The 25,054-nt window shown below is 67.0% G+C and carries 24 protein-coding genes; 12 read left to right on the top strand and 12 right to left on the bottom strand.

The window, feature by feature from the left end:
- The first annotated feature begins 59 nt into the window (after positions 1 to 59).
- The 4 genes from RHOSA_RS0106520 (at position 60) to RHOSA_RS0106505 (ending at position 4,394) form a co-directional block, all read left to right on the top strand.
- On the top strand, positions 60 to 1,154 hold the full coding sequence (locus RHOSA_RS0106520; RefSeq protein WP_051431882.1) for an extracellular solute-binding protein: 1,095 nt from the start codon (positions 60 to 62) through the stop codon (positions 1,152 to 1,154).
- Positions 1,155 to 1,412: 258 nt separating this feature from the next.
- Positions 1,413 to 2,696, top strand: a complete 1,284-nt coding sequence (locus RHOSA_RS0106515) for an ABC transporter permease (RefSeq protein ID WP_051431881.1) — start codon at positions 1,413 to 1,415, stop codon at positions 2,694 to 2,696.
- A gap of 5 nt (positions 2,697 to 2,701) precedes the next feature.
- Entirely contained in the window at positions 2,702 to 3,556 is an 855-nt protein-coding gene (locus tag RHOSA_RS0106510) for an ABC transporter permease (RefSeq protein ID WP_027288042.1), read from the top strand.
- Positions 3,557 to 3,851: 295 nt separating this feature from the next.
- Positions 3,852 to 4,394: a transcriptional regulator gene (locus RHOSA_RS0106505; protein ID WP_027288041.1), complete on the top strand. Its 543-nt coding sequence runs from the start codon at positions 3,852 to 3,854 to the stop codon at positions 4,392 to 4,394.
- Positions 4,395 to 4,722: 328 nt separating this feature from the next.
- Here the strand turns inward: RHOSA_RS0106505 and RHOSA_RS0106500 are convergent, their stop codons facing one another.
- The 4 genes from RHOSA_RS0106500 to pdxH form a co-directional block, all read right to left on the bottom strand.
- Complete coding sequence (locus RHOSA_RS0106500; RefSeq protein ID WP_027288040.1) at positions 4,723 to 5,466, bottom strand: SDR family NAD(P)-dependent oxidoreductase; 744 nt, start codon at positions 5,464 to 5,466, stop codon at positions 4,723 to 4,725.
- 57 nt (positions 5,467 to 5,523) lie between these two features.
- Positions 5,524 to 6,393 carry a universal stress protein gene (locus RHOSA_RS0106495; protein WP_037255821.1) on the bottom strand — a complete coding sequence of 290 codons (870 nt, stop codon included), beginning with the start codon at positions 6,391 to 6,393 and terminating at the stop codon, positions 5,524 to 5,526.
- A gap of 118 nt (positions 6,394 to 6,511) precedes the next feature.
- Positions 6,512 to 7,504 (bottom strand): cation diffusion facilitator family transporter, encoded by a 993-nt coding sequence (locus RHOSA_RS20915; protein WP_156092588.1) that lies wholly within the window; start codon positions 7,502 to 7,504, stop codon positions 6,512 to 6,514.
- A gap of 99 nt (positions 7,505 to 7,603) precedes the next feature.
- Positions 7,604 to 8,200 carry a pyridoxamine 5'-phosphate oxidase gene (gene pdxH / locus RHOSA_RS0106485; protein ID WP_027288038.1) on the bottom strand — a complete coding sequence of 199 codons (597 nt, stop codon included), beginning with the start codon at positions 8,198 to 8,200 and terminating at the stop codon, positions 7,604 to 7,606.
- Between the two features lie 216 nt (positions 8,201 to 8,416).
- On the opposite strand from pdxH, the gene RHOSA_RS25875 reads away from it, so the two are divergent.
- From RHOSA_RS25875 to RHOSA_RS0106470, 3 genes are all read left to right on the top strand, one after another.
- The gene (locus RHOSA_RS25875; RefSeq protein ID WP_027288037.1) at positions 8,417 to 8,902 is read left to right on the top strand and encodes an RT0821/Lpp0805 family surface protein; all 486 of its coding nucleotides are present in this window, start codon (positions 8,417 to 8,419) and stop codon (positions 8,900 to 8,902) included.
- Between the two features lie 145 nt (positions 8,903 to 9,047).
- Entirely contained in the window at positions 9,048 to 10,067 is a 1,020-nt protein-coding gene (locus tag RHOSA_RS0106475) for a DnaJ C-terminal domain-containing protein (RefSeq protein WP_027288036.1), read from the top strand.
- Between the two features lie 35 nt (positions 10,068 to 10,102).
- Positions 10,103 to 10,444, top strand: coding sequence for a chaperone modulator CbpM (locus RHOSA_RS0106470; RefSeq protein ID WP_027288035.1), 342 nt, complete (start codon positions 10,103 to 10,105; stop codon positions 10,442 to 10,444).
- Positions 10,445 to 10,451: 7 nt separating this feature from the next.
- Here RHOSA_RS0106470 and RHOSA_RS20910 read toward each other — a convergent pair whose 3' ends face one another.
- On the bottom strand, positions 10,452 to 11,783 hold the full coding sequence (locus tag RHOSA_RS20910; RefSeq protein WP_051431880.1) for a YihY family inner membrane protein: 1,332 nt from the start codon (positions 11,781 to 11,783) through the stop codon (positions 10,452 to 10,454).
- Between the two features lie 279 nt (positions 11,784 to 12,062).
- Here RHOSA_RS20910 and fabI point away from each other — a divergent pair, with 279 nt between their 5' ends.
- Positions 12,063 to 12,911, top strand: a complete 849-nt coding sequence (gene fabI, locus RHOSA_RS0106460; protein ID WP_037255819.1) for an enoyl-ACP reductase FabI — start codon at positions 12,063 to 12,065, stop codon at positions 12,909 to 12,911.
- A 42-nt stretch (positions 12,912 to 12,953) separates the two neighbouring features.
- Complete coding sequence (gene aroC, locus RHOSA_RS0106455) at positions 12,954 to 14,072, top strand: chorismate synthase (RefSeq protein ID WP_027288033.1); 1,119 nt, start codon at positions 12,954 to 12,956, stop codon at positions 14,070 to 14,072.
- A gap of 24 nt (positions 14,073 to 14,096) precedes the next feature.
- Here aroC and RHOSA_RS0106450 read toward each other — a convergent pair whose 3' ends face one another.
- On the bottom strand, positions 14,097 to 15,038 hold the full coding sequence (locus RHOSA_RS0106450; RefSeq protein ID WP_027288032.1) for an ArgK/MeaB family GTPase: 942 nt from the start codon (positions 15,036 to 15,038) through the stop codon (positions 14,097 to 14,099).
- Between the two features lie 166 nt (positions 15,039 to 15,204).
- On the opposite strand from RHOSA_RS0106450, the gene RHOSA_RS20905 reads away from it, so the two are divergent.
- Positions 15,205 to 16,077, top strand: coding sequence for a class I SAM-dependent methyltransferase (locus RHOSA_RS20905; RefSeq protein ID WP_169816604.1), 873 nt, complete (start codon positions 15,205 to 15,207; stop codon positions 16,075 to 16,077).
- A gap of 98 nt (positions 16,078 to 16,175) precedes the next feature.
- Here RHOSA_RS20905 and RHOSA_RS0106440 read toward each other — a convergent pair whose 3' ends face one another.
- The 5 genes from RHOSA_RS0106440 to miaA all read right to left on the bottom strand — a co-directional run bounded on the left by RHOSA_RS0106440 (position 16,176) and on the right by miaA (position 21,959).
- On the bottom strand, positions 16,176 to 16,883 hold the full coding sequence (locus tag RHOSA_RS0106440) for a type 1 glutamine amidotransferase domain-containing protein (RefSeq protein WP_027288031.1): 708 nt from the start codon (positions 16,881 to 16,883) through the stop codon (positions 16,176 to 16,178).
- A 260-nt stretch (positions 16,884 to 17,143) separates the two neighbouring features.
- Positions 17,144 to 18,163, bottom strand: a complete 1,020-nt coding sequence (gene ilvC / locus RHOSA_RS0106435; protein ID WP_027288030.1) for a ketol-acid reductoisomerase — start codon at positions 18,161 to 18,163, stop codon at positions 17,144 to 17,146.
- A gap of 119 nt (positions 18,164 to 18,282) precedes the next feature.
- Positions 18,283 to 18,816 (bottom strand): acetolactate synthase small subunit, encoded by a 534-nt coding sequence (gene ilvN / locus RHOSA_RS0106430; protein WP_027288029.1) that lies wholly within the window; start codon positions 18,814 to 18,816, stop codon positions 18,283 to 18,285.
- 182 nt (positions 18,817 to 18,998) lie between these two features.
- The gene (locus RHOSA_RS0106425; protein WP_051431878.1) at positions 18,999 to 20,795 is read right to left on the bottom strand and encodes an acetolactate synthase 3 large subunit; all 1,797 of its coding nucleotides are present in this window, start codon (positions 20,793 to 20,795) and stop codon (positions 18,999 to 19,001) included.
- 159 nt (positions 20,796 to 20,954) lie between these two features.
- Positions 20,955 to 21,959 carry a tRNA (adenosine(37)-N6)-dimethylallyltransferase MiaA gene (miaA, locus tag RHOSA_RS0106420; RefSeq protein ID WP_215904992.1) on the bottom strand — a complete coding sequence of 335 codons (1,005 nt, stop codon included), beginning with the start codon at positions 21,957 to 21,959 and terminating at the stop codon, positions 20,955 to 20,957.
- 67 nt (positions 21,960 to 22,026) lie between these two features.
- Here miaA and serB point away from each other — a divergent pair, with 67 nt between their 5' ends.
- On the top strand, positions 22,027 to 22,956 hold the full coding sequence (serB, locus tag RHOSA_RS0106415; RefSeq protein ID WP_051431877.1) for a phosphoserine phosphatase SerB: 930 nt from the start codon (positions 22,027 to 22,029) through the stop codon (positions 22,954 to 22,956).
- A 106-nt stretch (positions 22,957 to 23,062) separates the two neighbouring features.
- Complete coding sequence (locus RHOSA_RS0106410; RefSeq protein WP_027288025.1) at positions 23,063 to 23,446, top strand: helix-turn-helix domain-containing protein; 384 nt, start codon at positions 23,063 to 23,065, stop codon at positions 23,444 to 23,446.
- A gap of 10 nt (positions 23,447 to 23,456) precedes the next feature.
- Here RHOSA_RS0106410 and RHOSA_RS0106405 read toward each other — a convergent pair whose 3' ends face one another.
- Positions 23,457 to 24,995: an alpha/beta hydrolase gene (locus tag RHOSA_RS0106405; RefSeq protein ID WP_027288024.1), complete on the bottom strand. Its 1,539-nt coding sequence runs from the start codon at positions 24,993 to 24,995 to the stop codon at positions 23,457 to 23,459.
- Positions 24,996 to 25,054: the final 59 nt, after the last annotated feature.

Here is a 25,054-nt window from a genome sequence, read left to right as displayed (position 1 = left end):
GCCCGACTGCCGGTCGACACGCACAAGCCCCGACCGGCCAACAAATCAGGGAGAGCCTAATGAAGCTTCACAAAGCCACCCTTCTGGCCGCCAGCAGCGCGCTTGCGCTTGGCGTGACGGCCGGGGCCGCGTCTGCGGAGACCCTGACCATCGTCTCCTGGGGCGGTGCGTACACCATGTCCCAGCAGAAGGCCTATCACGAGCCGTACATGGAGAATAATCCCGACGTTAACATCGTTAACGAGGATAAATCCGCGAACGGCCTCGCCGGCATCCGCGCCCAGGTGCAGGCCGGCAATGTGACCTGGGACATCGTCGACATGCTGGAAGGCCCGGCGATGACCGCCTGTGCCGAGGGCATCGTCGAGCCGCTGCCGGCCGACGAGATCCTGGCCGACGCGCCGGACGGCACGCCGCCCAGCGAGGACTTCGTCCAGCTGCGCGAATGCTTCGTGCCGTCGATCGTCTACGCCACCCTGTTCGCCTACAACAAGGAAGCATTCCCGGACGGCAACTATCCATCGAAGGTTAGCGACGTTTGGGACATGGACACCTATCCCGGCAAGCGGGCGCTGCGGAAGGTCCCGGATGGCAACATGGAGTGGGCCCTGGTCGCCGACGGCGTGCCGATGGACGAGGTCTATGAGGTGCTCGACACCGACGAGGGCATCGGCCGCGCGTTCGCCAAGCTCGACGAACTGAAAGACGACGCCATCTGGTGGACCGAGGGCGCGCAGCCACCGCAGCTGCTGGCCGACCAGGAGGTCTCGATCGCCACCGGCTACAACGGCCGCTTCTTCAACGCGCAGGTGATGGAAGACCAGCCGTTCGAACTGATGTGGCACGGGCAGTACTTCGAGCTGGACGGCTGGGTCGTCCCGCGCGGCAAGCTGACTGACCGGGTGAAGGACTACCTGAACTTCGCCACGGACACCCAGCGCCTCGCCGACCAGGCCAAGTACATCTCCTACGGCCCGGCCCGGAAGTCCTCGGCGCCGCTCGTGTCGACCCACGCGGAAGCGGGCATCGACATGAAGCCGCACATGCCGACCACCCCGGAGAACTTCAAGAACCCGATCAAGAAGGACGCCGAGTGGTGGGCCGATAACGGCGACGCCATGTCGGAACGCTTCAACGCCTGGCTGGCCCGCTAACTAACAGCGCACAGCCTGGCTGACGGGGCACACCGGAAGCCAGCGGGCGGGGCCACGGGACACCGTCCCAGCCCCGCCCGCATCCGGCCAAGCCCCGGCGACACCCGGCGACACGTAGATGACCCGGCAGATGTCCCAGGGCTGCCGCCTTAGGCGACGAAAAAAGACAACGACTCCCGAGAAAGAGCCGGACGTGCCGACCCGCGGCCGAACCGCCGCGGCAACCCGGCCACCGGACCAGCCGCAGCGGGGACAGGGATGGCTCAGGCCGACATCACACAGAGCGGGGACGGCGACACCCGCCTCGACAAGCTGACCACGGCCGACGGCACGCCGCTCAAGGCGTCGATCCGCCGGGCGATGCGGCGCAACAAGCTGATCGCCTTCGGGCTCGCCGCACCGTTGCTGTTCTTCATTTTCTTTTCTTTCCTGATGCCGATCTTCGACATGGCCAGCCGGTCGGTCGAGAACCACCAGATCCCCGAGGCACTGCCGCGCACGGTGGCCGCGCTGGAGACCTGGGACGGCGAAAGCGTGCCCGGCGAAGCCGCCTTCGAGGCGCTCGCGCTCGATATCCAGGAAGGCCAACGCTCCCGTACCATCGGCCAGGCGGCGACCCGGCTGAACTACCAAGACGCCGGCATGCGCTCGCTGATCATGGGCACCGCACGCCGGTCCGATCAGCTTGAACCGCCCTACAAGGAAGCCCTGATCGAGATCAACGACGACTGGGGCGACTTGGATGTCTGGCGCCTGATCGAGCGGGAAAGCGGCTACTACACCACCAGCTACTACCTCAACGCGATCGATCTGACCTACTCCGATACGGGCGAAATCGTCGCCCAGCCGGAATACCGGCAGATCTACGTCATGCTGTTCATCCGCACGCTTTGGATGTCGGCGCTGATCACCGGTCTCGCACTGCTGCTGGGCTTCCCGGTCGCGCACCTGCTGGCCACCCTGCCCGCGCGTCACGCCAACCTGCTGATGATCCTGGTGTTGCTGCCGTTCTGGACCTCGCTGCTGGTGCGCACGACGACCTGGATCGTGGTGCTGCAGACCGAAGGCGTGCTGAACGACATGATGGTCTGGCTCGGCATTCTCTCCGATGAAGGCCGATTACAGATGATCTACAACCAGACCGGCACGATCGTGGCGATGACGCAGATCCTGCTGCCGTTCATGATCCTGCCGCTGTATTCGGTGATGAAGGGCATCTCGCCCTCCTACATGCGCGCGGCGAAATCGCTCGGCGCCCGGCCGCCGGTCGCCTTCTGGCGGGTCTACGTGCCGCAGACGATCCCCGGCATGGGGGCGGGTGGTATCCTCGTCTTCATCCTGGCGATCGGCTACTACATCACCCCCGCCCTGGTTGGCGGCCAATCCGGCCAGCTGATCTCCAACTACATCGCCTATCACATGCAGCAGTCCCTGAACTGGGGCCTGGCGGCCGCGATCGGCACGATCCTGCTGTTCGGCGTGCTGCTCCTCTATGCCGGCTACAACCGCATCGTCGGCATCGACAACATGAAGCTGGGGTAAGCCCGATGGCGAAGTTCGCACCCTACGTCGGCCGCCTCGAGCGGACCTGGCACTACACCTACCTGACGATCTGCGGGCTGGTGTTCCTCTACCTGATCCTGCCGATCATCATGATCGTGCCGCTGTCGTTCAACGCGGAACCCTACTTCACCTTCACGGAAGGCATGCTCGACCTGGATCCGGAGGCCTACTCGACGCGCTGGTATCAGGACTTCTTCACCTCCGAGAGCTGGCTGCATTCGATCAAGAACAGCTTTCTGATCGCGATCGCCGCCACCTTCATCGCGACCGCGCTCGGCACGCTCGCCGCCCTCGGCCTGTCGCGCCCGCACATGCCAGCGCGCGAGGCGATCATGTCGATCCTGATCTCGCCGATGATCGTGCCGCTGATCATCTCGGGCGCGGCGATGTTCTTCTTCTACTCCCAGATCAACCTGGCGCAGACGCACCTGGGCGTGATCCTGGCCCACGCCGCGCTCGGCACGCCGTTCGTGGTGATTACCGTGACCGCGACCCTGGTCGGCTTCGACCGCTCGCTGATCCGGGCGGCGAACAACCTGGGCGCCAACGAACGGATTGTATTCTTCCGAATCATCCTGCCGTTGATCGCGCCCGGCGTGATCTCGGGCGCGCTGTTCGCCTTCATCACCTCGTTCGACGAGGTGGTGATCGTTCTGTTCCTGGCCGGCTACGAGCAGCGGACCATCCCGCTGGAGATGTGGTCCGGCATCCGCGAGCAGATCAGCCCGACGATCCTGGCGGTCGCGACCATGCTGGTCACGCTGTCGGTGATCCTGTTGGCCACGCTGGAAATCCTGCGCCGGCGCAGCGAGGCGCAGCGCGGTATGGCGCCGTCGTAGAAAACGCGACGCACGCGTGGAGCCGTGCCAAACTGCCGTTCGGGACCGCCCGAACGGCGGTTTCTGCCTCACCCGTCGCGCACGGAACGCCATAACCAGCGGCAATCCGTCGCGGACGCGCGATGGATGTGATCCGATCGGCCTCGGACCACGTATCTCAAGACAGAGATATCGATGGTTAAAAGTGCAACTGGACAGCGTTCGCACAATCCAGTATCTAATCAAGAGTGATATGGTCCGGATTGCCGCGCCGGGACCGGCGCCGCCTTCGGGCCGACGGCTGGGAGGTTTGGCGATGTACCGCGACAACACCCTGATCCCGACGGAAGCGATCCGCCTCGCCGCGCTCGGGGCGCTGGCTGGCCGGAACCTGCACTACGCCGAGCTCGCGGAAGACGTGCGCCACTTCACCCAGCGCATCGTCGGTCCGTCGCTGGACCTGGTCGGCACGCCGGTCGAGTTGCTGATCGTTGAGGGCCTGATCGAGCCGGTTTCCGGCAAGGGCATGGAAGACAACGCCCTGCTGCGCATCACCGACGCCGGGCAAAGCGACCTGCACCGCTTGATGACCTCCTCGGTACGCGCGCCGATCAACGACATCAACAAGCTGATCATCGCGCTCAAGATGCGCTTCCTGCACCTGCTGGAGGGCGAGGATCGCCAGGAGCAGGTGGATACGCTGGTCGAGATGATCGAACGTGAACTCGCCCGCCTGACCGACCTGCGTGCGCATTACGACCAGGACGCGGGCTTCTTCCTCGACTGGCTCGACCAGGACATCGCCGCCACCAAGGAACGCCTGAACTGGTTCAAGGACCTACAGGCTCGGGTGGGATAATCCCGCTGCGGCCAGTCAGGGCGTGCCCCAAAAGGCACACAGGAGAACAAGGCGCTGTACAGAAGTCTCCCCCTCGTTTGAGGGCAGCCTGGCCACGGTCAGCACAGAGATTCGGTGACGGTTCTGACTGTATCGCTTAATCAGTGCCGTAAGCTTTTCCACGCGGCGCGCGTCTAACTATTCCCTGACTTCCCGCTGACCCAGCGGGCTTGCGGAACATCATCTGTATCTTACCGATTTATTCCAAGGCACGCAGCGCCTGACGACGGCGCAACCTCTTTGTCCCGTCGTGCCCTTTGTGGTGCCCCTCCCCACAACCAGACGGGCGTCAGTACAGGTGCTGGCCGCCGGTAACGAACACTTCGGTTCCGGTCACATAGCCGAAGTCGGGGGAGGTCAGCTGGAACACCGCGCCAGCGACCTCTTCCGGCGTGCCCATGCGATGCATCGGGATGCGCGGGATCAGGGTCTCGTACTCCGGCCCCACCATCGAGGTCTCGATCTCCCCCGGCGCGACCGCGTTGACCCGCACGCCAAGCGCGGCGAACTCCACCGCCAGTTCGCGCGTCAGCGCGGACAATGCGGCCTTGGAGGTCGAGTAGGCGCTGCCGGCGAAGGGGTGGATCGCGTGGCCCGCGATCGAGGTGATGTTGACGATACATCCCTTGCCCTTGCGCAGCGGCACCGCGAAACCGCGCGCCAGCGCCAGCGGGGCGAACAGGTTCAACTCGAACACCGTACGCCACTCGCTCATGTCGCCGTTGAGCACGCCCAAGCGCTCCTTGAACGGCGTCTTCGGCGACACGGCGGCATTATTGACCAGGGCATGCACCGGCCCGCCATCCAGAATCTCGGTCCCGCGCTTGATAAAGGCGTCGAGACCTTCCTGGTTGCGCAGATCTGCGGTGACGTGGTGCGTCCAGTTCGGGTCGCGCCGACAGTCCTCCGGCACCTCCTCGCGCGAGCAGGTGATCACGCGCCAGCCTTCGTTGGAGAAACGGCGGACGGTGGCGTGACCGATGCCGCGGCTGGCGCCGGTCAGGATGATCGTCTTACGGGTATCCTCGCTCATCGCGGGTCTTTTCGGTTCCGGATCGGCGGCAATGCACCCTCAGCGGTGCGCCGCGGGTCAGTGGGCCAGCAGCAACGGCAGGTTCGCCCGGCGCAGCACGGTCGAGGTCACGCCGCCCAGGATCAGCTGACGCAGCCGGCTATGCGCGTAGGCCCCCATCACCAGCATGTCGGCGTCCATCTCCCCCGCCTGCTGCAGGATCGCATCGCCGGCATCGCGCCCGCGCGCAGCCACATGGCGGCTTTCCGCGCGGATGCCATGGCGCGCCAGATAAGCTGTGACCTGCTCCGGCTGGGCGTCCTCGCTGTGCCCGTCGTCGACGGTGATCACCGTGACCGCCTCGGCCCCCGCAAGCAAGGGCAATGCGCCTTGCAGGGCGTGAACGCCCGGCGCGGTGGCACGCCAGGCGATCGCGACGCGATGACCGATCTTGGGCGGGACGGTGGGAGCGGCCACCAGGACCGGTCGCCCACTCTCCATCAACGCGATTTCCAGCGTTGGCGTCGCCGGCGCTTCCCCCTCGGCGTGGCGCCGCGTGAGCACGACCAGATCGAACAGCATGCCGCGGCGGGCGACCAAGTCATGCTCGCGCCCCCGCAACTTGTGGAAGACAACGGCGAAGCCTGGCTTGGCCTCTGCCTGCGGGTCCGAAAGGCTGAGACCGGCAGCCTCGACTGCCTCGCGCACCGCCTGTTCCGCCGCCTTGGCGCGCTTCTCGCTCTCCTTGGCAACCGTCTCGACGATATCCTCGATCATCGTCGCGGTCATGCCGTCGGCAGCGATCGGAACGGCGTATTGCGGATCAAGTTCGACGTGCAGCACTTCAAGGTAGGCGTCCTGCGCCTGCGCAATCTGGAGGGCGCTGCGGACCGTGGCCACGCTGTCCTCACCGCCGTCGACCAGACACAGAATAGATCGGATTGCCATGACGCATTCCTTTCTCGCGGTTATCCCCGCGAATCTCACAAGTGGCCCCGCGGCTCGCCGCCGAACCGACAGGTAGGATCAGGCTAGGCCCGCCGGGGCGTCAACGCCTTGATGGGCGTCAATCGCGCGCATCCCCGACGGACGGCGCCTCTTCGCTTTCCCCCTCGGCCTGCTGCTTCGCAAAAGGCATGGAGTCGTCGTCCACCCCGTGCGGGTCCTGGTGGATGATCACCTCCGCATCCGGGAAGGCGTTGGCGACATCGGTTTCCACCGTGTCGGCAATCACGTTCGCCTGATACAGGTTCATCCGGCCGTCCAGTTCCAGATGCAGCTGGATGAAGCTGTGCGGTCCGCTCGCGCGGGTGCGCAGGTCGTGCATGCCGATCACCTGCGGGTGCTGGCGCACGATTTCGACGATCCGCTGGCGCTCCTCCTCCGGAAGCTCGCGGTCCATCAGCATGTCGTAGGCGCCGCGGACGATCCGCACGGCGGTGATCAGGATATAGACGGCAATCGCGATGGCGAAGGCCGGGTCGAGCCAGGTCCAGCCGGTCTGCAGCCATAGGACCAGCGCCAGGATCACCGCCGCGTTGACCAGCAGGTCGCCGGTATAGTGCAGGCTGTCCGCCTGGATCGCCAGCGAGCCCGTGCGCCGGACGACCCGCCGCTGGTAGCTGACCAGCAGCAGGGTGGCGATGATCGAGGCCAGCATGACCAGGATACCGACCTCCTCCTGCTGCACCGGTCGCGGGGCGATGAACCGCTGGCCGGCCGTGATCGCCAGGAACAGCGCCGACCCGGTAATGAAAGCCGCCTGCCCCAGCGCGGCCAACGGTTCCAGCTTGCCGTGGCCGAAACGGTGCTCCCGGTCAGCCGGGCTGAGCGCCTGGCGCACCGCCAGCAGGTTCACCAGCGACGCAGCGACGTCGAGCAGCGAGTCGACCAGGGTGGACAGCAGGCTGATCGAATCGGTGATCAGCCAGGCGCCGGTCTTGAGCAGGACCAAACCGCTGGCAACCGAGACGGAGGCATAGGTCGCCCGACGCATCAGTCTGTGCTGCTGCGTGCCGGTTACCCGCTGCTGGCTGTTGGTCGCGTCTGTCTGCGTCATCCGCCGATGCGCCCTGCCCCGGTCCGCGTGAACCACCTCGTCCCCTCTCGCGCGTGGCAGAAGAGGAGCGAGAGGGAATTGGATCGTGCCCGTTTACCCCTAAGGATACAGGCGCTCGGTCGTCCAACCGCCCTGGCCATCTGGGAGGTACACGACCCGGTCGTGCAGGCGGAAGCGTCCTTCCGCCCAGAACTCGATACGCTGCGGCTCGATGCGCAGCCCCGACCAGTGCGGCGGGCGCGGTACCTTGGCGATATGGAACTTGGCGCCGTATTGCGCCACGCGTTTTTCCAGGGCATGCCGGGATTCCAGCGGCTGCGACTGCTTGCTGGCCCAGGCGCCGATCTGACTGCCACGCGCGCGGCTGGCGAAATAGGCATCCGCTTCCGCGTCGTCGACCTGTGCAACCGGTCCCTCAACGCGCACCTGCCGGCGCAGCGTTTTCCAGTGCATCACAAAGCCTGCCTTGGGCGTCTCGGTCAGTTGCTGACCTTTGCGGCTTTCCAGGTTGGTGTAGAAGACGAACCCGCGCTGGTCGAACTCCTTCAGCAGCACCATGCGTACCGAAGGCGTCCCGTCCGGCGCCACGGTGGCAAGCGCGATGGCGTTGGGATCGGTCGGTTCGCTCTGCTTGGCGTCTTCATACCAAGTGGAAAGTAGCTCGATCGGGTCGGCAGGCAGATGGTCGGGAAACATGCCAGTCCTTGGTCGGTATCAAGGCGCGGGACACGCGCGCCGGCTGTTCCGGGCGCGCGTGCCTTGCGCTGGATGAAAGCGGTGTCCGATTTTTCGCACAGCAGCGCTAAGCTTGTGGACGCTAAACTAGAGATGCGCGCGTGCGCCGCCAAGCCGGCGACGACGCCTCTTCCAGCCGCCCCGGGCGGCGCGTTCAAAAACTCAGGAGTGCCTCCCATGACCATCCAAGCCATTCGCCTGAAGACCGCCATCGTCCTTGTGATCGCCGCCTTCGGTCTGGGCGCCTGCGAAGGCAACAACGTCGGCCCCAAGCAGACCGTGGGCGCGCTCGGCGGCGCCGTGTTGGGCGGCTTTCTGGGCAGCCAGGTCGGTGGCGGCTCCGGTCAGCTGTGGGCAACCGGCGCGGGCGCGGTACTGGGCGCGCTCGCCGGCTCCGAAGTTGGCAAATCGCTCGACCGTGCGGACAAGGCTTATATGGCCCAGACCACGCAAGCCACGCTCGAGCACACCCGCTCGGGCGAGACGTCGACCTGGAATAACCCGGACAGCGGCCACTCCGGCAGCGTGACGCCGACGCGCACGTATCAACAGAACGGGAGCTATTGCCGGGAGTTCCAGCAGACCGTCACGATCGGCGGGGAAACCGAACAGGCCTACGGCACCGCCTGCCGACAGCCTGATGGGACTTGGAAGGTGCAGTAACCCGACCTACCTAAAGTCCGGACGCGATTGATTAAAAATTAATCAGCTCACGCGCGGAATGCCCTCGACGCCCGGGGGCATTCCCGCGGACGCAAGTTGCAGGCGCCACACGCACCCAAAGGACGACGGGACGAACAACGGCCCCATGAAAGACCTCTACAAAGTCCTCGGCATCTCCGAAAGCGCGAGCCAGGACGAGATCAAGAAGGCCTACCGCAAGCTCGCGAAGCAGTACCACCCGGACCTGAACCCCGGGAACAAGGAAGCCGAGCAGAAATTCAAGGATATCTCCCAGGCCTACGACATCCTGGCGGATGCGGATAAGCGCAAGCGCTACGACGCCGGCGAGATCGACGAAACCGGCCAGGAGCAAGCGCGCGCCAATCCGGGCGGCGGCTTCTACCGCAGCTACACCAGCGGCGGACGCGGCGCGAAGTACACCGGGTTCGACTTCGGCGGCGAGCAGTTCACGGCCGAGGACATCTTCGCCGACCTGTTCGGCGGCGGTTTCGGCGGCATGGGCGGCGGCCCGCGCGGCGCGGCCGGTGGCGGCCCCAGGGGTGCCGGTCCCGGCGCCGGCGGGCCCGGAGCGGGCATGGGCGCCGGTGCCGGCGGTACCAAGCGCAAGGGCGAAGACGTCACCTATGCCATCAAGGTCGGCTTCCTGGAGGCCGCGAACGGCGCGCGCAAACGCGTGCGTCTGGCCGACGGGCAGACGGTCGACGTCAACATCCCGGCCGGCACGGAGGACGGCAAGCAACTGCGCCTGAAGGGCAAGGGCAAACCCGGGCCGGGCCGGGGCGCAGCCGGCGATGCCTACGTCCGGATCAACGTCGAGCCGCACCCCTATTTCGCGCGCGACGGCGCGGACGTCCACCTGACCTTGCCGATCACCCTGCAGGAAGCCGTCGAAGGCGCGATCGTCACCGTCCCCACGGTCGACGGCACGGTGCAAATGAAGATCCCGGCCGGCAGCAACTCAGGCAAGACGCTGCGGCTGCGCGGGCGCGGCATCCAGCCCAAAGGCAGCAGCGAACGCGGCGACCAGTTGGTCAAGCTGCAGGTCGTTCTGCCCGACCAACCGGACGACGAACTCAAGAAGTTCGTCCAGAAGTGGGGGCAGAAGCACCCCTATAACCCGCGCGAGAAGGCGGGTCTGGTCTAACCCACGAGACCGCGTTTGAGGGAGGCTGACACGCTATGGCGCGCACGCTGGCGGAAGTGGTCGCAACCACCGAAGTCGCCGAGAACGACGTCGTCGCCTGGGTCGAGCAGCGCTGGGTCCTGCCCAGCGAACAGGACGACCAGTGGCTGTTCGACGACGCCGATGTCGCCCGCGTCTCCCTGATCCAGGAACTACGCGAGGACATGGACGTCAACGACGACGCCATGCCGGTGGTGCTCAAGTTGCTGGATCAAGTCTACGGTCTGCGCGCGGCGCTGCAGGAGATGCAGGAAGCGGTGCAGAGTCTGCCCGAGGAGCACCGCCAAGCCCTGCAGGACCGCGTACAGGATGTCCTGCGCCGGCACGGGCAGGGGTAACGCGGCGTTACGTCCCCTCCCCGCGCGCCACAACGCGCGGCAGCGGCTGGCCGCTGCGCTTCAGGACCTCGGCGATCGTCAGATCGGTCAGCGGTGCGTGCGAGTCGCGAAGTTCCTCGATCGCACTGCGGACCGGGCCCGGCCACCCCATCCCCACCTCGAGCGACAGACCGATCGCCTGCAGCAGTTCGCCCAGCGTCGCGGCCGACAGGTCATAGGACAGCACCCAGCGCAGCCCCGGACTTCGGGCGATGAAACCGGCCTCCCGCAAGGCGTTCGCGATCTCGTCGATCTCGGCCGGGGTGACGGGCAAGCCACGGATCGCCTCGGCGCGTTTCAGCTGCCGGCCCTCCAGCGCGCCCGCATGCAGCCGGTCCAGGATCGCAAGCGCCAGCGCCAGCTTGCCGCCAGGTCCAACGCGCGCATGGCCGCGGGCGCGCGCCGCGCGCCATTCGGGCAGCCCCGCGACGACCTCCGCCCCCAACAGGACGACGCACCACACCAGGAACAGCCAGACCAGGAAAATCGGGATGCTGGCGAGCGCGCCGTAAACCGCCTGGTAGCCAGGCACCAATGACAGATAGAGCGCAAAGGCGCCCTTCAGCAGTTCGAACAGGACCGCCGCGACCAGCCCCCCCAAGGCGGCGTGCCAGGCGTGCACCCGCCGGTTGGGCGCGACGTAGAAGATGATCCCGAAGCCCACGGCCGCCAGCGCAATCGCAAAGCCACGCGTCAACAGAATGTCCAAGCCGCCCCAGCTATCCAGCCCGCTCTGCCGGATCGAGGCGAAGAAGTAACTGGTCACCGAGATCGAGCCGCCCAGCAGCAGCGGCCCCAGGGTCAACAGCGTCCAGTAAACCAGCACGCGCGTGGCCAGGGGACGGGGTTCGTGCACCCGCCAGATCGTGTTGAACGCCCCGTTGATGTTCGACAGCAGCAACAGCGCAGTCGCCGCTAACCCGAGGAGACCCGGCGCCGTCAGCCTGTTCGCGTTATCGAGGAAAGTCTCGAACCGCACGGCCATTTCGGCATCGGTTTGCGGCAGGAACTCGTCGAGCAGCGTGGCAACCACCCGCTTCTCGACACCGTCGAACACCGGGAAGGCGGTCAGAATCGCCAGCGCGATCGCCAGCAGCGGCACCAACGCCAGCAGCGAGGCATAGCTGAGGCCCGAGGCCAGCCGCAGCCCATCGTCGCCGACGAAGCGCTTGACCACATAGCTGGTGAAAGCTGCGAGCCGACTGCCGCGTGCGGCGAACCGTAGACGCACCCAGAGCCGGCGCAGGGTACGCGCCGTCCCGCTGTTGCCCGCGTGCAAAAGGGCTTGGCGCAGATTCATGCTTCGGAGTATAGCCGCACTGGTCCGGTGGAGGGAAATCCCTGCGATTCGCGGCCCTTAACGTTGGGTTACTGGCGTTTGCGCGCTGGAAGCGTTGGTGTAGGATGCGCCCACCTCGAAGCCAGGGTGGCGCCGTCTCTCATAAGGAGCCCGCCGCCCGAGCCATCGAGATCGGTGCGCCGCCACTTGCCAGAGGCCGCCCCCGCGCCACCGGCGCCAGGGCGAGTTCCGGCGCAACCGCCATCCGAGTTAAAAACACGCGTGAGAGCGAGGAGACGCATGGCCGAGGAAAAAGGGCTGATGCAGGGCAAGCGCGGCCTGATCATGGGCGTGGCGAACGACCGATCGATCGCCTGGGGCATCGCCAAGGCCGCGCACGCCGCGGGCGCCCGGCTCGGCTTCACCTATCAGAACGACGCGCTGTTGAAGCGCATCCGTCCGCTCGCCCAGCAGGTCGATGCCGAAGTCCTGGAGCCCTGCGACGTCTCGGACGATGACAGCATCCAGGCGGTGTTCGACAAGGTCGAGGAGACCTGGGGCCAGATCGACTTTATCGTTCATGCGATCGCTTATGCCGACCGGGACGAGCTCAAGGACACCTACGTGCGGACAAGCCGCGAGGGCTTCCTGCGCTCGTTGGAGATTTCCTGCTACTCCTTCACGGCCGTTGCACAGCGCGCCGTGCCGTTGATGAGCGAGGGCGGCAGCCTGCTGACCCTGACCTACTACGGCGCCGAGCGGGTGATGCCGCACTACAACGTCATGGGCGTCGCCAAGGCCGCGTTGGAGAACAGCGTGCGCTACCTGGCCGCCGACCTGGGCAACACCGGCATCCGGGTGAACGCGATCTCCGCCGGGCCGATCCGCACGCTGGCGGCCTCGGGCATCGGGGATTTCCGCTACATCCTGAAGTGGAACGAGCTGAACTCGCCGCTGCGCCAGAACGTCACCATCGACCAGGTCGGCAAGGCGGGCATGTACCTGCTGTCCGACATGTCGAGCGGGGTCACCGGCGAGGTGCACCACGTCGATAGCGGTTATCACACCGTTGGAATGATGGCCGTCGACAACGCCCCGCAGCTCGCCGACCTGCTGGAGAGCCTGCGCCGCGAGCCGCCGCCGCAGTAGGCCGCCGCTTCCCCGCCGTTCAGATTCAGGGCTTTGATCGTCATGCCGGGCAACGCCTTCGGCCAAGCTTTTACGTTCACCACCTGGGGCGAAAGCCACGGGCCTGCGCTCGGCTGCGTGATCGATGGCGTGCCGCCGCAGGTGCCGCTGTCGGAGGCGGACCTGCAGGGCTGGTTGGACGCGCGCAAGCCGGGGCAATCGCGCTACACCACCCAGCGGCGCGAGTCGGATACGGTGCGCATCCTCTCCGGGGTGTTCGAGGGGCTGACCACCGGCACGCCGGTCTGCCTGATGATCGAGAACGAGGACCAGCGGTCCAAGGACTACTCGGAGATCAAGGACAAGTTCCGCCCCGGACACGCGGACTACACCTACCTCGCCAAGTACGGCATCCGCGACTATCGCGGCGGCGGCCGCTCCAGCGCGCGCGAGACAGCCGCGCGCGTCGCCGCCGGTGGGGTGGCCCGCCGGGTGCTGGAACACCTGCTCGCTCCCGCCCCGCTGATCCGCGGCGCGCTGGTTCAGATGGGCCCGCACGAGGTCGACCGTGCGAACTGGGACTGGGCGCAGGTTGGCGCCAACCCCTTCTTCGCGCCCGACGCCACGGCGGCCACCACCTGGGCCGGCTATCTGGACGAGGTGCGCAAGGCCGGCAGCAGCATCGGCGCGGTGGTCGAGGTGGTCGCCGACAACGTCCCCGCCGGCCTGGGCGAACCGGTCTACGACAAGATCGACAGCGACCTCGCCAAGGCGATGATGTCAATCAACGCGGTCAAGGGCGTGGAGATCGGCAACGGCTTCGCCGCCGCCGCAACAAGCGGCGAGGACAACGCCGACGAGATGCGCATGGCGGGCGAGACGCCTACCTTCCTGACCAACAACAACGGCGGCGCGCTGGGCGGCATCACCACCGGCCAGCCGCTGGTCTGCCGCTTCGCGGTCAAGCCGACCAGCTCGATCACCGTGGCGCGGCAGACGGTCGACCGTTTCGGGAACGAGGTCGAGGTCCAAACCAAGGGCCGCCACGACCCCTGCGTCGGCATCCGCGCGGTCCCGGTGGGCGAGGCGATGATGGCGCTGGTGCTGTGCGACCACCTGCTCCGCCACCGCGCCCAGACCGGCGCGCATGGCCCGGTGACCCCGGCGTTCGACGAGAACTGAGGCGCTAGGGCGCCCGCAGCGCCCCTACAACCGCGCCGCCAGCTCGCTCAGCCGCGAGAAGGGCGACGTGCCGGCATCCAAAGTAACCTTACCAAGACGCTTCAAGCCCTCCCGGCCATGGCGATCGCGCAGGGCCTCGATCAGCCACTGCTCTGCCTGCCGGGCGCGGTGCGCGGCCAGACGGTCGTGCTGGCCGAGCCAGGCACGGTGGGCATCCAGCGCGGCGATCAGATCGTCCAGGCCCTCGCCCGTCTCCGCCGACAGCTTGAGGCAGCGGGCCTGCCAGGTGTCGTCCTCTTCCTCGTTCAGGCTGAGCGCGCCCTTGAGATCGGACAGCGCGCGCTCGGCCGGCGCCCCGGTATCGGCCTTGGTGATCGCGGCCACGTCCGGGATCTCGACGATGCCGGCCTTCATGAACTGCAGGCTGTCGCCGGAACCGGGCTGGACGCAGAACAGCACCGTGTCGGCCACGCCCGCGACGTCGGTCTCCGACTGTCCCACCCCGACCGTCTCGATCAATACGACATCGTAGACCGCGCGCATCAGCACCATGCCGGCGACCGTGAGTTCGGCCAGACCGCCCAGCCGGTCGCGCGCGGCCATGGAACGCACGAAGATGCCGCGGTCGTCGGGGTCGCTCAAAAGCCGCACGCGGTCGCCCAGCAAAGCGCCACCGGAGCGCTTGGAGGAGGGGTCGACCGCGATTACGCCGACCGTCCGACCCTTGGCGCGCAGGGATCGGATCAGCGCGCCCATCAGCGTCGACTTGCCCACCCCGGGCGGGCCGGTGACACCGACCACCTGCCCCTTGGACGCCTGGTAGGCGGCGTCAAGCAGGGCCAACGTATCCGCCGCTTCCGGCGCGCGTTCCAGGCGGGCCAGCGCGCGCGCCAGCGCAGCCTTGTCGCCGTGCGCCATGGTGCCCAGGCGGTCTTGCGGATCGTCGCGGGTCGCGGTTTCGGCCACCTCGTTATGTCTCCTCCGGCTTGAACGCGCAGCGGCCAGCTAGCCGCGCCGCACACTACCGGTCAAGCCGCCACACGGCCAAACCTTCCCGATCGGAACAAGTCATCTGGACGGGCGTATTCGCGGCGTGCAAAAGTTGCCGTCCGTCCAGATGCGCGCAGGCCCGATGACCGACAGTCCGTCCCCCGCCCCGACCCGCGACCGTGGTGACCGTCAGCCCAGCCCCGAGCCGATCGTCCAGCACTACAGCCGCAACGGCGATTGGGCGCCCCGGATCACAGCGTTGCTGCGCGAGCACGGGTTGGACCCGCACGATCCCGAGGCGGTGGCGCGGCTGGATCAACTGCATTTGGGCGGGGAAGACGCGACGCAGGCGCTTGCCGACTGGGCCGGAATTTCAGGGACACAGCTGCTCGACGTCGGCTGCGGGCTCGGCGGGCCGGCACGCATGCTGGCACACGCGCGGGGCTGCGACGTCACCGGCATCGACATCACCCCCAGCTACTGCCGCGACGCGGCCGTGCTCAGCGACCAAGTGGGCCTGGGCGCACGCACCCGCTTCGCCTGCGCCAGCGCCCACGACATCCCCTTCCCGTCCGGCAGCTTTCCCTGGGTCTGGACCCAACACGCGGCGATGAACATCCCCGACAAGCGCGCGATGTACGCCGAGGTCACCCGCGTGCTGCAACCGGGCGGACGGTTCGTGCTGCACGACATCGTCGCCGGACCAGGGCGGGAGCCGTACTTCCCCGTCCCCTGGGCGAGCACGCCGGACGCCTCCTTCCTGCTGCCCGCGCGCGGGGTGCATGAGCTGCTGCGCCAGGCCGGGCTGCGGGAGCGTGCCTGGGAGGATCTGAGCCAGGCCGCCGTGCAGCGCATCCAGCGCGCCCGCGCCCGTTTGCGCGCCGGCGAGCCGGAAGGCCTCGGCCCGCACCTGCTGCAGGGCGACGACTTCCAGAGCATGCGCCGCAACCTCGCCCGCAACCTGGAAGAAGGTCGCGTTGGCGTGATCCGCGCGGTGTTCGAGAAGGCAGTGTAACGCCCTCTCCCACGTACTGGCAGACATGGCCCCTCGCCCTTCAAGGGAGAGGGGCCTTTCAGTTGCAGCCCGCCACAGCGGAAAAGAGACGCGCGGGGTTAGGCCGCCTGCTCGGTCGTGTCCGCGTTCTTGAGCTGCTCAAGCAGGCGCTCCGCCAGGGCCTGGGCACTCATCGGGTTCTGACCGGTGATCAGATTGCCGTCCTCGACGACCTTCTCGGTGAACTTATCGGCCGTTTCGACCTCGGCGCCCAGCTCGCGCAGCTTGCTCTCCAGGAGGAAGGGCACGACGTTCTCGAGCTCGACCGCCTTCTCCTCGTCGTCGGAGAAGCAGTTGACCTTTTTGCCCTGGATCAGCGGCCGACCGTCCGAGCGGGTCGCGCCGACGAAGCCAGCCGGGCCATGACAGACGGCGGCGACCGGTTTGCCCGCCTCGTAGACTTTGGCGAGCAGCGGGCCGAGCCGCGCGTCATGCGGCAGATCCCACATCGTGCCGTGGCCGCCTGGCAGGAACACGCCGAGGTAGCCTTCCGCCAGCACCTGATCCAGGCGCTTGGTCAGCTTCAGCTTGTCCATGGCGTACTGGTCGTCGAGGAAGCGCTCGACGTTGGCCGGGTTCTCGCCGCGCTCCGCCTGATTGTCGATCGGCGCCGCGCCGCCCTGGGGCGAGGCGATCTCCACCTCGATGCCCGCGTCCTGCAGGACGTAATAGGGGGTCGCCAACTCATCGAAGTGCACGCCGGTCTTCCGGCCGGTGTCGCCGAGCTTCTGGTTGGAGGTGACAACGAACAGCACCTTGCGCGCCATGAGACGCCTCCTTTCGCGTTGATCTGTCTCCTGTCCCCGCAGCTAAGTGGCTGCGCGAGACGATCAACCGGGCGCCGGGGCGCCCCCGGCGTCGCCAGTGCGTTTCGTCATGGGAAACGATTAACCGAACACGAAAAAGGGGATTGGCCGCACAAAGCCAATCCCCCCTTTATCAGTCTCTCGCGGCCCGCTCGGCTACCCCTCTCGCTTTAAGCGCGCAAGGAGGCGCGGCAGGGTCCCGCCTTAAGAGCCAGCGACCGCTAGTTCTTGGACTTGTCGACCAGCGCGCCTTCGCCCAGCCAAGGCATCATCGCGCGCAGCTTCTCGCCGACCTGCTCGATGTCGTGGTTGGCCCAGCGGCGACGCTCCGCCTTGAAGTGCGGCTGGCCGGCCTTGTTCTCCAGCACCCAGTTGCGGGCGAACTCGCCGGACTGGATCTCCTCCAGGACCTGCCGCATCTCATCCTTGGTGTAATCGTCAACGATCCGCTTGCCGATGCAGTAGTCGCCGTACTCGGCGGTGTTGGAGATCGAGTAGCGTACGTTGGCGAGACCGCCCTCGTACATCAGGTCGACAATCAGCTTCACCTCGTGCAGGCACTCGAAGTAGGCCATCTCCGGCTGATAGCCGGCCTCGACCAGGACCTCGTAGCCGGTGGCGACCAGCTTGGACAGGCCGCCGCACAGCACCGCCTGCTCGCCGAACAGGTCGGTCTCGCACTCCTCGCGGAAGGTCGTCTCGATCACGCCGGAGCGACCGCCGCCGATCGCGCAGGCGTAGGACAGGCCGACGTCGTGGGCGTTGCCGCTGGCGTCCTGCTCGACCGCGATCAGGCAGGGCACGCCGGCGCCGCGGACATACTCGCTGCGCACCAGGTGACCGGGGCCCTTCGGCGCGACCATGAAGACGTCGATGTCATCACGCGGCTCGATCAGGTTGAAGTGGATGTTGAAGCCGTGCGCGAAGGCGATCGCGGCGTTCGGCTTCATGTTCGGCCCAAGGTGCTCGGTGTAGAGGTCGGCCTGCAACTCATCGGGCGTGAGCACCATGATGACGTCGGCCCACTGCGCGCCCTCGGCCGGGGTGGTGACCTCCAGGCCGGCGTTCTTGACTTTCTCGGCCGTCTTCGAGCCCGGACGCAGCGCGACCTTGACCTGGCTGCAGCCGCTTTCGTGCAGGTTGTTGGCATGGGCGTGGCCCTGGCTGCCGTAGCCGACGATCAGGATCTTCTTGCCCTTGATCAGGTTCACGTCGGCGTCGCGATCGTAATAGACACGCATGGCGCGGTGTTTCCCCTACTCGCTTGTGGATGTGCGTTTTGGTGTACCCGTGAGCGGCCTTTAACGCTGGCCCGTGCTTAAGGCGCCCGGCCAGCGCCGTCCAGTCCAGGTGGGCGCCGCTATAACCCTTCGGGCCCGCGCTGGATCGCGACGACGCCGGTGCGGGAGACGTCGATCAAACCGAGCGGGCTCATCAGCTCGACGAAAGCGTCGAGCTTGTCGGTCTTGCCGGTCATCTCGAAGACGAAGTGCTCGTGGCTGGCGTCGACGACGCGGGCCTTGAAGATGTCGGCGATGCGCAGCGCCTCGACCCGCTTCTCGCCGGCGCCGTTGACCTTGATCAGCGCCAGCTCGCGCTCGACATACGGCCCGGCCATGGTCAGGTCGGAAACCTTGTGCACCGGCACCAGCCGGCCGAGCTGCGCCTTGATCTGCTCCAGGATCATCGGCGTGCCGGAGGTGACGACGGTGATCCGGGAGAGCGCGTTCTCCGGATCGACCTCGGTCACGGTCAGGCTTTCGATGTTGTAGCCGCGCCCGGAAAACAGGCCGATCACGCGGGCGAGCACGCCCGGCTCGTTGTCGACCAGGACGGCGATCGTGCGCTTTTCGGTGTGGGTGGAGGCGCGGAGTTCTTCCGGTGTTTGAGCCATGGTTGTCGGGGCCATGAGGTTCTGGGCCGTAATCTTATGAGCGCATCTTGGACGACTGCGCGGGGCGGCGGCATTGGAAGGGCGCGGCGATCGGCTAAAAGCGCGCCGCACCGAGGTCTAAAGCAACGGCGTGCGCGGAAAAAGCCCCGCGGGGTCTGCCCGCGGGGCTTTTCGCCGGTCGGTTAGACCAAAACCATGCCGTCTTCGCTGGTTTCGTGGCGGGCGTGGTCTTCCGGGCCCAGCAGCATCTGGTTGTGCGCCGCGCCCGAGGGGATCATCGGGAAGCAGTTCTCCACCTGATCCACGCAGCAGTCGAAGATCACCGGCTTGGGCGTATCCAGCATCTCCTGGATCTTGTCGTCCAGCTCGGCCGCCTTGGTCGCGCGGATGCCGACCGCGCCATAGGCCTCCGCCAGCTTGACGAAGTCCGGCAGGCTGTCGGTGTAACTCTCGGCATAGCGCTCGCCGTGGAGGAGCTGCTGCCACTGCCGGACCATGCCCATCCACTGGTTGTTCACGATGAAGATCTTCACCGGCAGGCGGTACTGCACCAGCGTCGACATCTCCTGCATGTTCATCAGGATCGACGCCTCGCCGGCGATATCGATCACCAGCGCGTCCGGGTGGGCCACCTGCACGCCCATCGCCGCCGGCAAGCCGTAGCCCATCGTGCCGAGACCGCCCGAGGTCATCCAGTGGTTGGGCTTCTCGAAGTGGTAGTACTGCGCCGCCCACATCTGGTGCTGGCCGACCTCGGTGGTGATGAAGGCGTCGCGGTCGGCCGTCAGCTCGTACAGCCGCTTGATCGCGTACTGCGGCTTCATCACGTCGCCGGTCTGCTCGAAGTGCAGGCAGTTGCGCTGGCGCCAGCTGTCGATCTGCGCCCACCAGGTCTTGAGCGCCTGGGCGTCCAGCTTGTGCTGGCGCGCCTTCCACAGCCGGACCATCTCCTCCAGCACGTGGGCGACATCGCCCACGATCGGCACGTCGACCACCACGTTCTTGTTGATCGAAGAGGGGTCGATATCGATCTGGATCTTCTTGGAGTGCGGCGAGAACTCCGACAGCTTGCCGGTCACGCGGTCGTCGAAGCGCGCGCCCACCGCCAGCATGACGTCGCAGCCATGCATGGCGAGGTTCGCCTCGTAGGTTCCGTGCATGCCGAGCATGCCCAGGAACTGGCGGTCGCCGGCCGGATAGGCGCCCAGGCCCATCAGCGTGTTGGTGATCGGCGCGCCGGTCAGCCGCGCGAACTCGGTCAACAGCGCGCTCGCCCGGTCGCCCGAGTTGATCACGCCGCCGCCGGAATAGATGATCGGCCGCTTGCCCTGCGCGAACAGCTCGACCGCCTGCTCGATCGCGCTCGTCTCACCCTGGACCTGCGGGTTGTAGGAGCGGTGCTTGACCTGCTCCTTCGACAGGTAGGTGCCGAGCGCCTGCTGCACGTCCTTGGGCAGATCGACCACGACCGGACCCGGCCGGCCGGAGCGGGCGACGTGGAAGGCCTCGTGGATGATCCGCGGCAGATCCTCGACCGACTTCACGAGGTAGTTGTGCTTGGTGCACGGGCGGGTGATGCCGGTGGTGTCCGCCTCCTGGAAGGCGTCGTTGCCGATCAGGTGGGTCGGCACCTGGCCGGTGAAGCAGACCAGCGGGATGCTGTCCATCAGCGCATCGGTCAGCCCGGTGACGGCGTTGGTCGCGCCCGGACCGCTGGTGACCAGCACGACGCCAACCTCCCCGGTGGAGCGCGCGTAGCCTTCCGCCGCGTGCACGGCCGCCTGTTCATGGCGGACCAGGATGTGGCGCAGGCTGTTCTGCTTGAACATCGCGTCATAAAGCGGAAGGACCGCGCCGCCCGGATAGCCGAAGATCGTCTCGACCTCCTGCTCGATCAACGCCTTGATCACGATCTCCGAACCGGTCAACTGCTCGGCCGACGTGGTGGTCTCCTCGGTCGGCCTGGTTTCCGTCGACATGCTGTCCTTCCTTACTTCTTCACTTCTTCTCGTTCTCGCGTCCGTGCGTGCACGCACCGCACCGGACCTGCCGCGAACGGCCGGCATGGTCTCTAGCGAAATGGACACACCCGGCCTGTCATGCCCCGTCAGGCGCGGCGCGCAAGGGAAGCTAGGGCCTCAAGGTTGCGCGGTCAATATGCACTCGCGAATTTCATTAAAGAAGAAGGCCTGTGCGCTTTTCGAAAATTGCGCATACGCGATCGCTGCCTTGTCCGCATCCTTCGGCGTCTGGGTACGCAGCCAGGTCAGTTGGCGCTTGGCGAACTGGCGGGTCGCCTGCTGGGCCTTCGCGAGCGCATCCGAATAAGACATTTCGCCGCGCAGGTAGCGGGCAAGCTGCGGCACCCCAACCGCCTTCAGCGCCGGCAAATCGGCGGACAGGCCCTGATCGAGCAGCTCTTGCACCTCCTCCAGTCCGCCATGCTCGACCATCCAGGCCAGTCGGTCGTCGATTTTACGATACAGCGGCCCGCGCGGAGGCAACGTGGCCAGCGTCAAAACGTCGTAGTCGCGGCACGCCGGGTGCGCATCCGCCTGCCAGGCGGCCAGCGATCGGCCGGTGGCGCGCACCACCTCCAGCGCGCGAGCCTGGCGCTGACCATCGTCGGGGGCCAGATGCGCGGCCATCGTCGGATCCTCGCTCAGAAGCGCCCGGCGCAGGCCCGCCGGCCCCGCCGCGTGCTGTAGCCCGCGAACGCGCTGGCGGACGTCCGCCGGAATATCCGGCACGGGCGCCAGGCCGCGCAGAAAGGCGCGCAGGTAGAGTCCCGTCCCACCGACCAGGATCGGTAAGCGGCCCGCCTCATGCGCTTCTGCCACGGCGTCCAACGCCCAACTGCGCCAGCGTTCCGCCGTGCAGGGATCGCTGGCCGGCAACACGCCGTACAAGCGGTGCGGCACGGCGGCCTCGTCCGCCGGCGTCGGGCGGTCGGAGAGCACGCGCAGCTCGCGATAAACCTGCATGGAATCCGCATTGATCACCGTGCCCCTGTAGGCCCGCGCGACATTCAGGGCGAAGCCGGACTTGCCACTGGCTGTCGGGCCGGTGACGAGCAGCACGGGCGGCCGGGACCTGTCGGCGAAGCGGTGAGGCGTCACGGTGAAGGCGTCCTTGGAGTCCACGGGGCAATCGGCGCACACGATGGCAGGCCGCTTGCCCTCAGGCGGCGGCCCGCTTATCACCGTAGGTATGACGGACCAATCCGAGCGTGCCGACGAACGGCAAGTCTGTACCCTGATCGCCGATCCGGCGTCCAGGGACCTCGACCTCACGGGCATCCAGGACGTGCGGGAGGCGCTGCGCGCGGCTGGCGCAGAGGTGAGCGACCACCGCTGGCTGAGTGAGCACGTCGCGGCCGACCTGCCCTACCGTGGCATCACCCCCAGCGCAGCCGGGACTGCGGCCCGGAAAGCGGTCGCCGACCGCCCGCTCGACACCGCCGCCCAGCCGGAAACCGGCCGACGCAAGGCAGTGCTGATCGCCGATATGGACTCCACCATCGTGACCGGCGAGACGCTGGACGAGATGTCGGAAGCGGTCGGCCTGAAGGACAAGATCGCGGAAATCACCCGCCGGGCGATGAACGGCGAGCTGAACTTCGAGGAAGCCCTGCGCGAACGGGTCGGCATGCTGACCGGCCTCAAGGAAGCGGACGTCAAGGCCACCCTGGACCGGGTCGCGCTGTCGAAGGGCGCCAAGACCGCCATCGCCACCCTGAAGCGCCATGGGGTCACTTGTGCGCTGGTCTCCGGCGGGTTCACCGCGATCGCGGAGCCGGTGGCCGAATGGTGCGGGTTCGACCGCGTGGTCGCCAACCGCCTGATCATCGAGGACGGTGCCCTGACCGGCGAGGTGGCCGAGCCGATCGTGGGCAAGGAAGCCAAGCTCGCCACCCTGCGCGAGATGGCGGGCCAGCGCGGCGTGCACGAAAGCGCGGTCGCCAGCATCGGCGACGGCGCCAACGACCTACCCATGCTGCTCGCCGCCGGCCTGGGTGTCGCCTACCGCGCCAAGCCGAGCGTCAAGGCCGAGGCCCGCTTCGCCCTGGAGCACGGCGACCTGACCGGCCTGCTGTACCTGCAGGGCTACAGCGACGACGAGATCGCGCAGGTGGCGTAGTTCGCTCCACGAAGGAAATGTGGCGCAATCTGTTGGTCGATCCCCTTCCCCGAGGTGATAATAGGGTCTTTCTGTTCCGCTGCACGTTTTGAGGGCCCGCATCGCCATGACGACCCTACTTCAGGACGCCCAACCACAGACCCTGGGTCAGCGCATCCGCACGCAGCGCAAGCGCCTCGGCCTATCCGTCACCGAACTGGCCCGACGCGCCGGCGTTACCCGGGACACCCTCTCGGAGTGGGAACGCGATGGGACCGCGCCGCGGTCGAACCGCCTGCTGACCCTGGCCGGGGTCATGGAAACCAACATCGGCTGGCTGCTGGAAGGCCATGGCGAATGCAGCCCGCAAACGGATCCGGACGGCGAAATCGCCGCGCTGCGCGAGCAGCTCGGCCAGGCGCGCGAACTGGTACACCAGCTCTCGACCAACCTGGATGCGTTGCAAACCCGCGTAAACGCCCTGGAAAGCCGGCGCAGCAGCGGCAGCTGAACGCACCCGCCTACGGCTGCACCATCGGGAAGGTCACCCCGATCGCCCAGGCGAAGATCAGGGCGTTGGCGATACCGGCCACGGCTGGGTGCCCGGTCGTCTTGTACGACCAGCGGCTGAACAGGCCGAACACGAGGAAGAACAGCACCATCACCGGCACGATGATGAACAGGAAGAACAGCTGTTCGATGTCGAGCGCCGCCGCGGCCATCAGCGAGACCAGGAACAGCGCCTTGGTCGCCGGATAGGCGCCCCGGGCATGTCCCGGCCCCCGGGTCAGCCACTCGTCCGCCAGGAAAAACGGCAACGTGCCGAGGAACAGCGCCGCGATCAGCGGCAGCCGCTCAGGGATCGGCCAGAAGCTGATGAAGAAGCGATCGATCGGCAGGCCGACGGCCAGAACCCCATAGGCGGCGACACCGGCTATGGCGACCGCCAGCCGTCCCCAAGGCAGGGCCGGCTTCTGCTGTGCGATATCGCGCCCGCGCCCGATATACCAAAGCGACAGGCCCGTCAGCACGCCGTATAGGCCGAAATGCGCGGCCAGATAGTCGCCCACCAGCAGCGACAGGAAGTTGGTCGGCAGCAGCCAGAGTACCAGCGGCGTCATCACCGCCGGAATCACCACGGCTGGCCACACCCGTCGCCAGCCCAGGCCTGCGCCCACGGGCTGCGCGCGCACGGCTGGCAACAAGGTGGACAGAGGGCGCGCCAGCGCCGCCACGGCCAACACGAGCAGCAGGATCCAGGGGCCCCACTGCACCGGTCCCGCAAGACTCTCGCGCCCGAAACTCCGGTTCAGCCAGTCGCGCGCGGCTGTCAGGCTCTCCTGGCTATACAGCACGCCAATGTGCTCGACCCGGTCGGCGATCCGCCAGCCGCGCGCGCTGCCATCGGCGAAGTCGCCGTAAACCTCGCCTTCTCTGGGATCGTCGACGCCAGGCTTGAGCGCGACCGCATCCCGGGCGGCATCGAGCAGCGGTTGCGGCTCCAGTCCGCCGACGATCACCAGCAGGTTCCGTGGCGTCTGCGCCGACACGGTGGGTGCAAACATCGATATCGCCACGGTGGCCTGGATCGGCTGGTCGGCGCGCTGGGCGAAGCGCACGACGATATCGGACGCCATGGAATGGCCGAGCAGCGCCAGGCGGCCGTCGCTGCGCGGCAGCGCGCGGGCGAACGCGGCGACCTCGCTCATTTGCTCCAGCAGGTTCTGCGTTGCCCCGTCGACCTGTGTGATGTTGCCGGTGAGCGGCAGCGGGTTCCGGCCATGGCCCAGGAAATCGAAGGTCACGGCGATATAGCCGTTGCGCGCCAGGGTCAGGGCCGCGGGCTGCATCAACTGCTGCGAGCCGGCGAAACCGTGGGCGATCAGGACAACGGGGGCCGTGTCGTCACCTGCCGGTCGATAAACGGTTGCCGGCGTATGCGCACCCACCGTGGTTTGATTAACCGTGACCCCGTCGAAAGGTGCCAAGAGACGCCATAGGGCCAGCCCAATGGCGACCAAGGCCACCACGGCGATCAACAGATTGGACAGGCGGGTCAAGACGGAAGCTCCAGGCGGACGTGAGTCGGGGACGCAGCGGCGCCCGCATCCTTGCGCGC

Source organism: Rhodovibrio salinarum DSM 9154, from assembly GCF_000515255.1.
Taxonomy (GTDB): Bacteria; Pseudomonadota; Alphaproteobacteria; order Kiloniellales; family Rhodovibrionaceae; genus Rhodovibrio; species Rhodovibrio salinarum.
This window is presented reverse-complemented; position numbering and strand designations above follow the sequence as displayed.

What these genes read in the sequence shown, in the direction of transcription:
- RHOSA_RS0106520 (WP_051431882.1), top strand. Translation starts at nt 60, where the DNA reads ATGAAGCTTCACAAAGCCACCCTTCTGGCCGCCAGCAGCGCGCTTGCG.
- RHOSA_RS0106515 (WP_051431881.1), top strand. Translation starts at nt 1,413, where the DNA reads ATGGCTCAGGCCGACATCACACAGAGCGGGGACGGCGACACCCGCCTC.
- RHOSA_RS0106510 (WP_027288042.1), top strand. Translation starts at nt 2,702, where the DNA reads ATGGCGAAGTTCGCACCCTACGTCGGCCGCCTCGAGCGGACCTGGCAC.
- RHOSA_RS0106505 (WP_027288041.1), top strand. Translation starts at nt 3,852, where the DNA reads ATGTACCGCGACAACACCCTGATCCCGACGGAAGCGATCCGCCTCGCC.
- RHOSA_RS0106500 (WP_027288040.1), bottom strand. Translation starts at nt 5,466, where the DNA reads ATGAGCGAGGATACCCGTAAGACGATCATCCTGACCGGCGCCAGCCGC.
- RHOSA_RS0106495 (WP_037255821.1), bottom strand. Translation starts at nt 6,393, where the DNA reads ATGGCAATCCGATCTATTCTGTGTCTGGTCGACGGCGGTGAGGACAGC.
- RHOSA_RS20915 (WP_156092588.1), bottom strand. Translation starts at nt 7,504, where the DNA reads ATGACGCAGACAGACGCGACCAACAGCCAGCAGCGGGTAACCGGCACG.
- pdxH (WP_027288038.1), bottom strand. Translation starts at nt 8,200, where the DNA reads ATGTTTCCCGACCATCTGCCTGCCGACCCGATCGAGCTACTTTCCACT.
- RHOSA_RS25875 (WP_027288037.1), top strand. Translation starts at nt 8,417, where the DNA reads ATGACCATCCAAGCCATTCGCCTGAAGACCGCCATCGTCCTTGTGATC.
- RHOSA_RS0106475 (WP_027288036.1), top strand. Translation starts at nt 9,048, where the DNA reads ATGAAAGACCTCTACAAAGTCCTCGGCATCTCCGAAAGCGCGAGCCAG.
- RHOSA_RS0106470 (WP_027288035.1), top strand. Translation starts at nt 10,103, where the DNA reads ATGGCGCGCACGCTGGCGGAAGTGGTCGCAACCACCGAAGTCGCCGAG.
- RHOSA_RS20910 (WP_051431880.1), bottom strand. Translation starts at nt 11,783, where the DNA reads ATGAATCTGCGCCAAGCCCTTTTGCACGCGGGCAACAGCGGGACGGCG.
- fabI (WP_037255819.1), top strand. Translation starts at nt 12,063, where the DNA reads ATGGCCGAGGAAAAAGGGCTGATGCAGGGCAAGCGCGGCCTGATCATG.
- aroC (WP_027288033.1), top strand. Translation starts at nt 12,954, where the DNA reads ATGCCGGGCAACGCCTTCGGCCAAGCTTTTACGTTCACCACCTGGGGC.
- RHOSA_RS20905 (WP_169816604.1), top strand. Translation starts at nt 15,205, where the DNA reads ATGACCGACAGTCCGTCCCCCGCCCCGACCCGCGACCGTGGTGACCGT.
- RHOSA_RS0106440 (WP_027288031.1), bottom strand. Translation starts at nt 16,883, where the DNA reads ATGGCGCGCAAGGTGCTGTTCGTTGTCACCTCCAACCAGAAGCTCGGC.
- ilvC (WP_027288030.1), bottom strand. Translation starts at nt 18,163, where the DNA reads ATGCGTGTCTATTACGATCGCGACGCCGACGTGAACCTGATCAAGGGC.
- ilvN (WP_027288029.1), bottom strand. Translation starts at nt 18,816, where the DNA reads ATGGCTCAAACACCGGAAGAACTCCGCGCCTCCACCCACACCGAAAAG.
- RHOSA_RS0106425 (WP_051431878.1), bottom strand. Translation starts at nt 20,795, where the DNA reads ATGTCGACGGAAACCAGGCCGACCGAGGAGACCACCACGTCGGCCGAG.
- serB (WP_051431877.1), top strand. Translation starts at nt 22,027, where the DNA reads ATGACGGACCAATCCGAGCGTGCCGACGAACGGCAAGTCTGTACCCTG.
- RHOSA_RS0106410 (WP_027288025.1), top strand. Translation starts at nt 23,063, where the DNA reads ATGACGACCCTACTTCAGGACGCCCAACCACAGACCCTGGGTCAGCGC.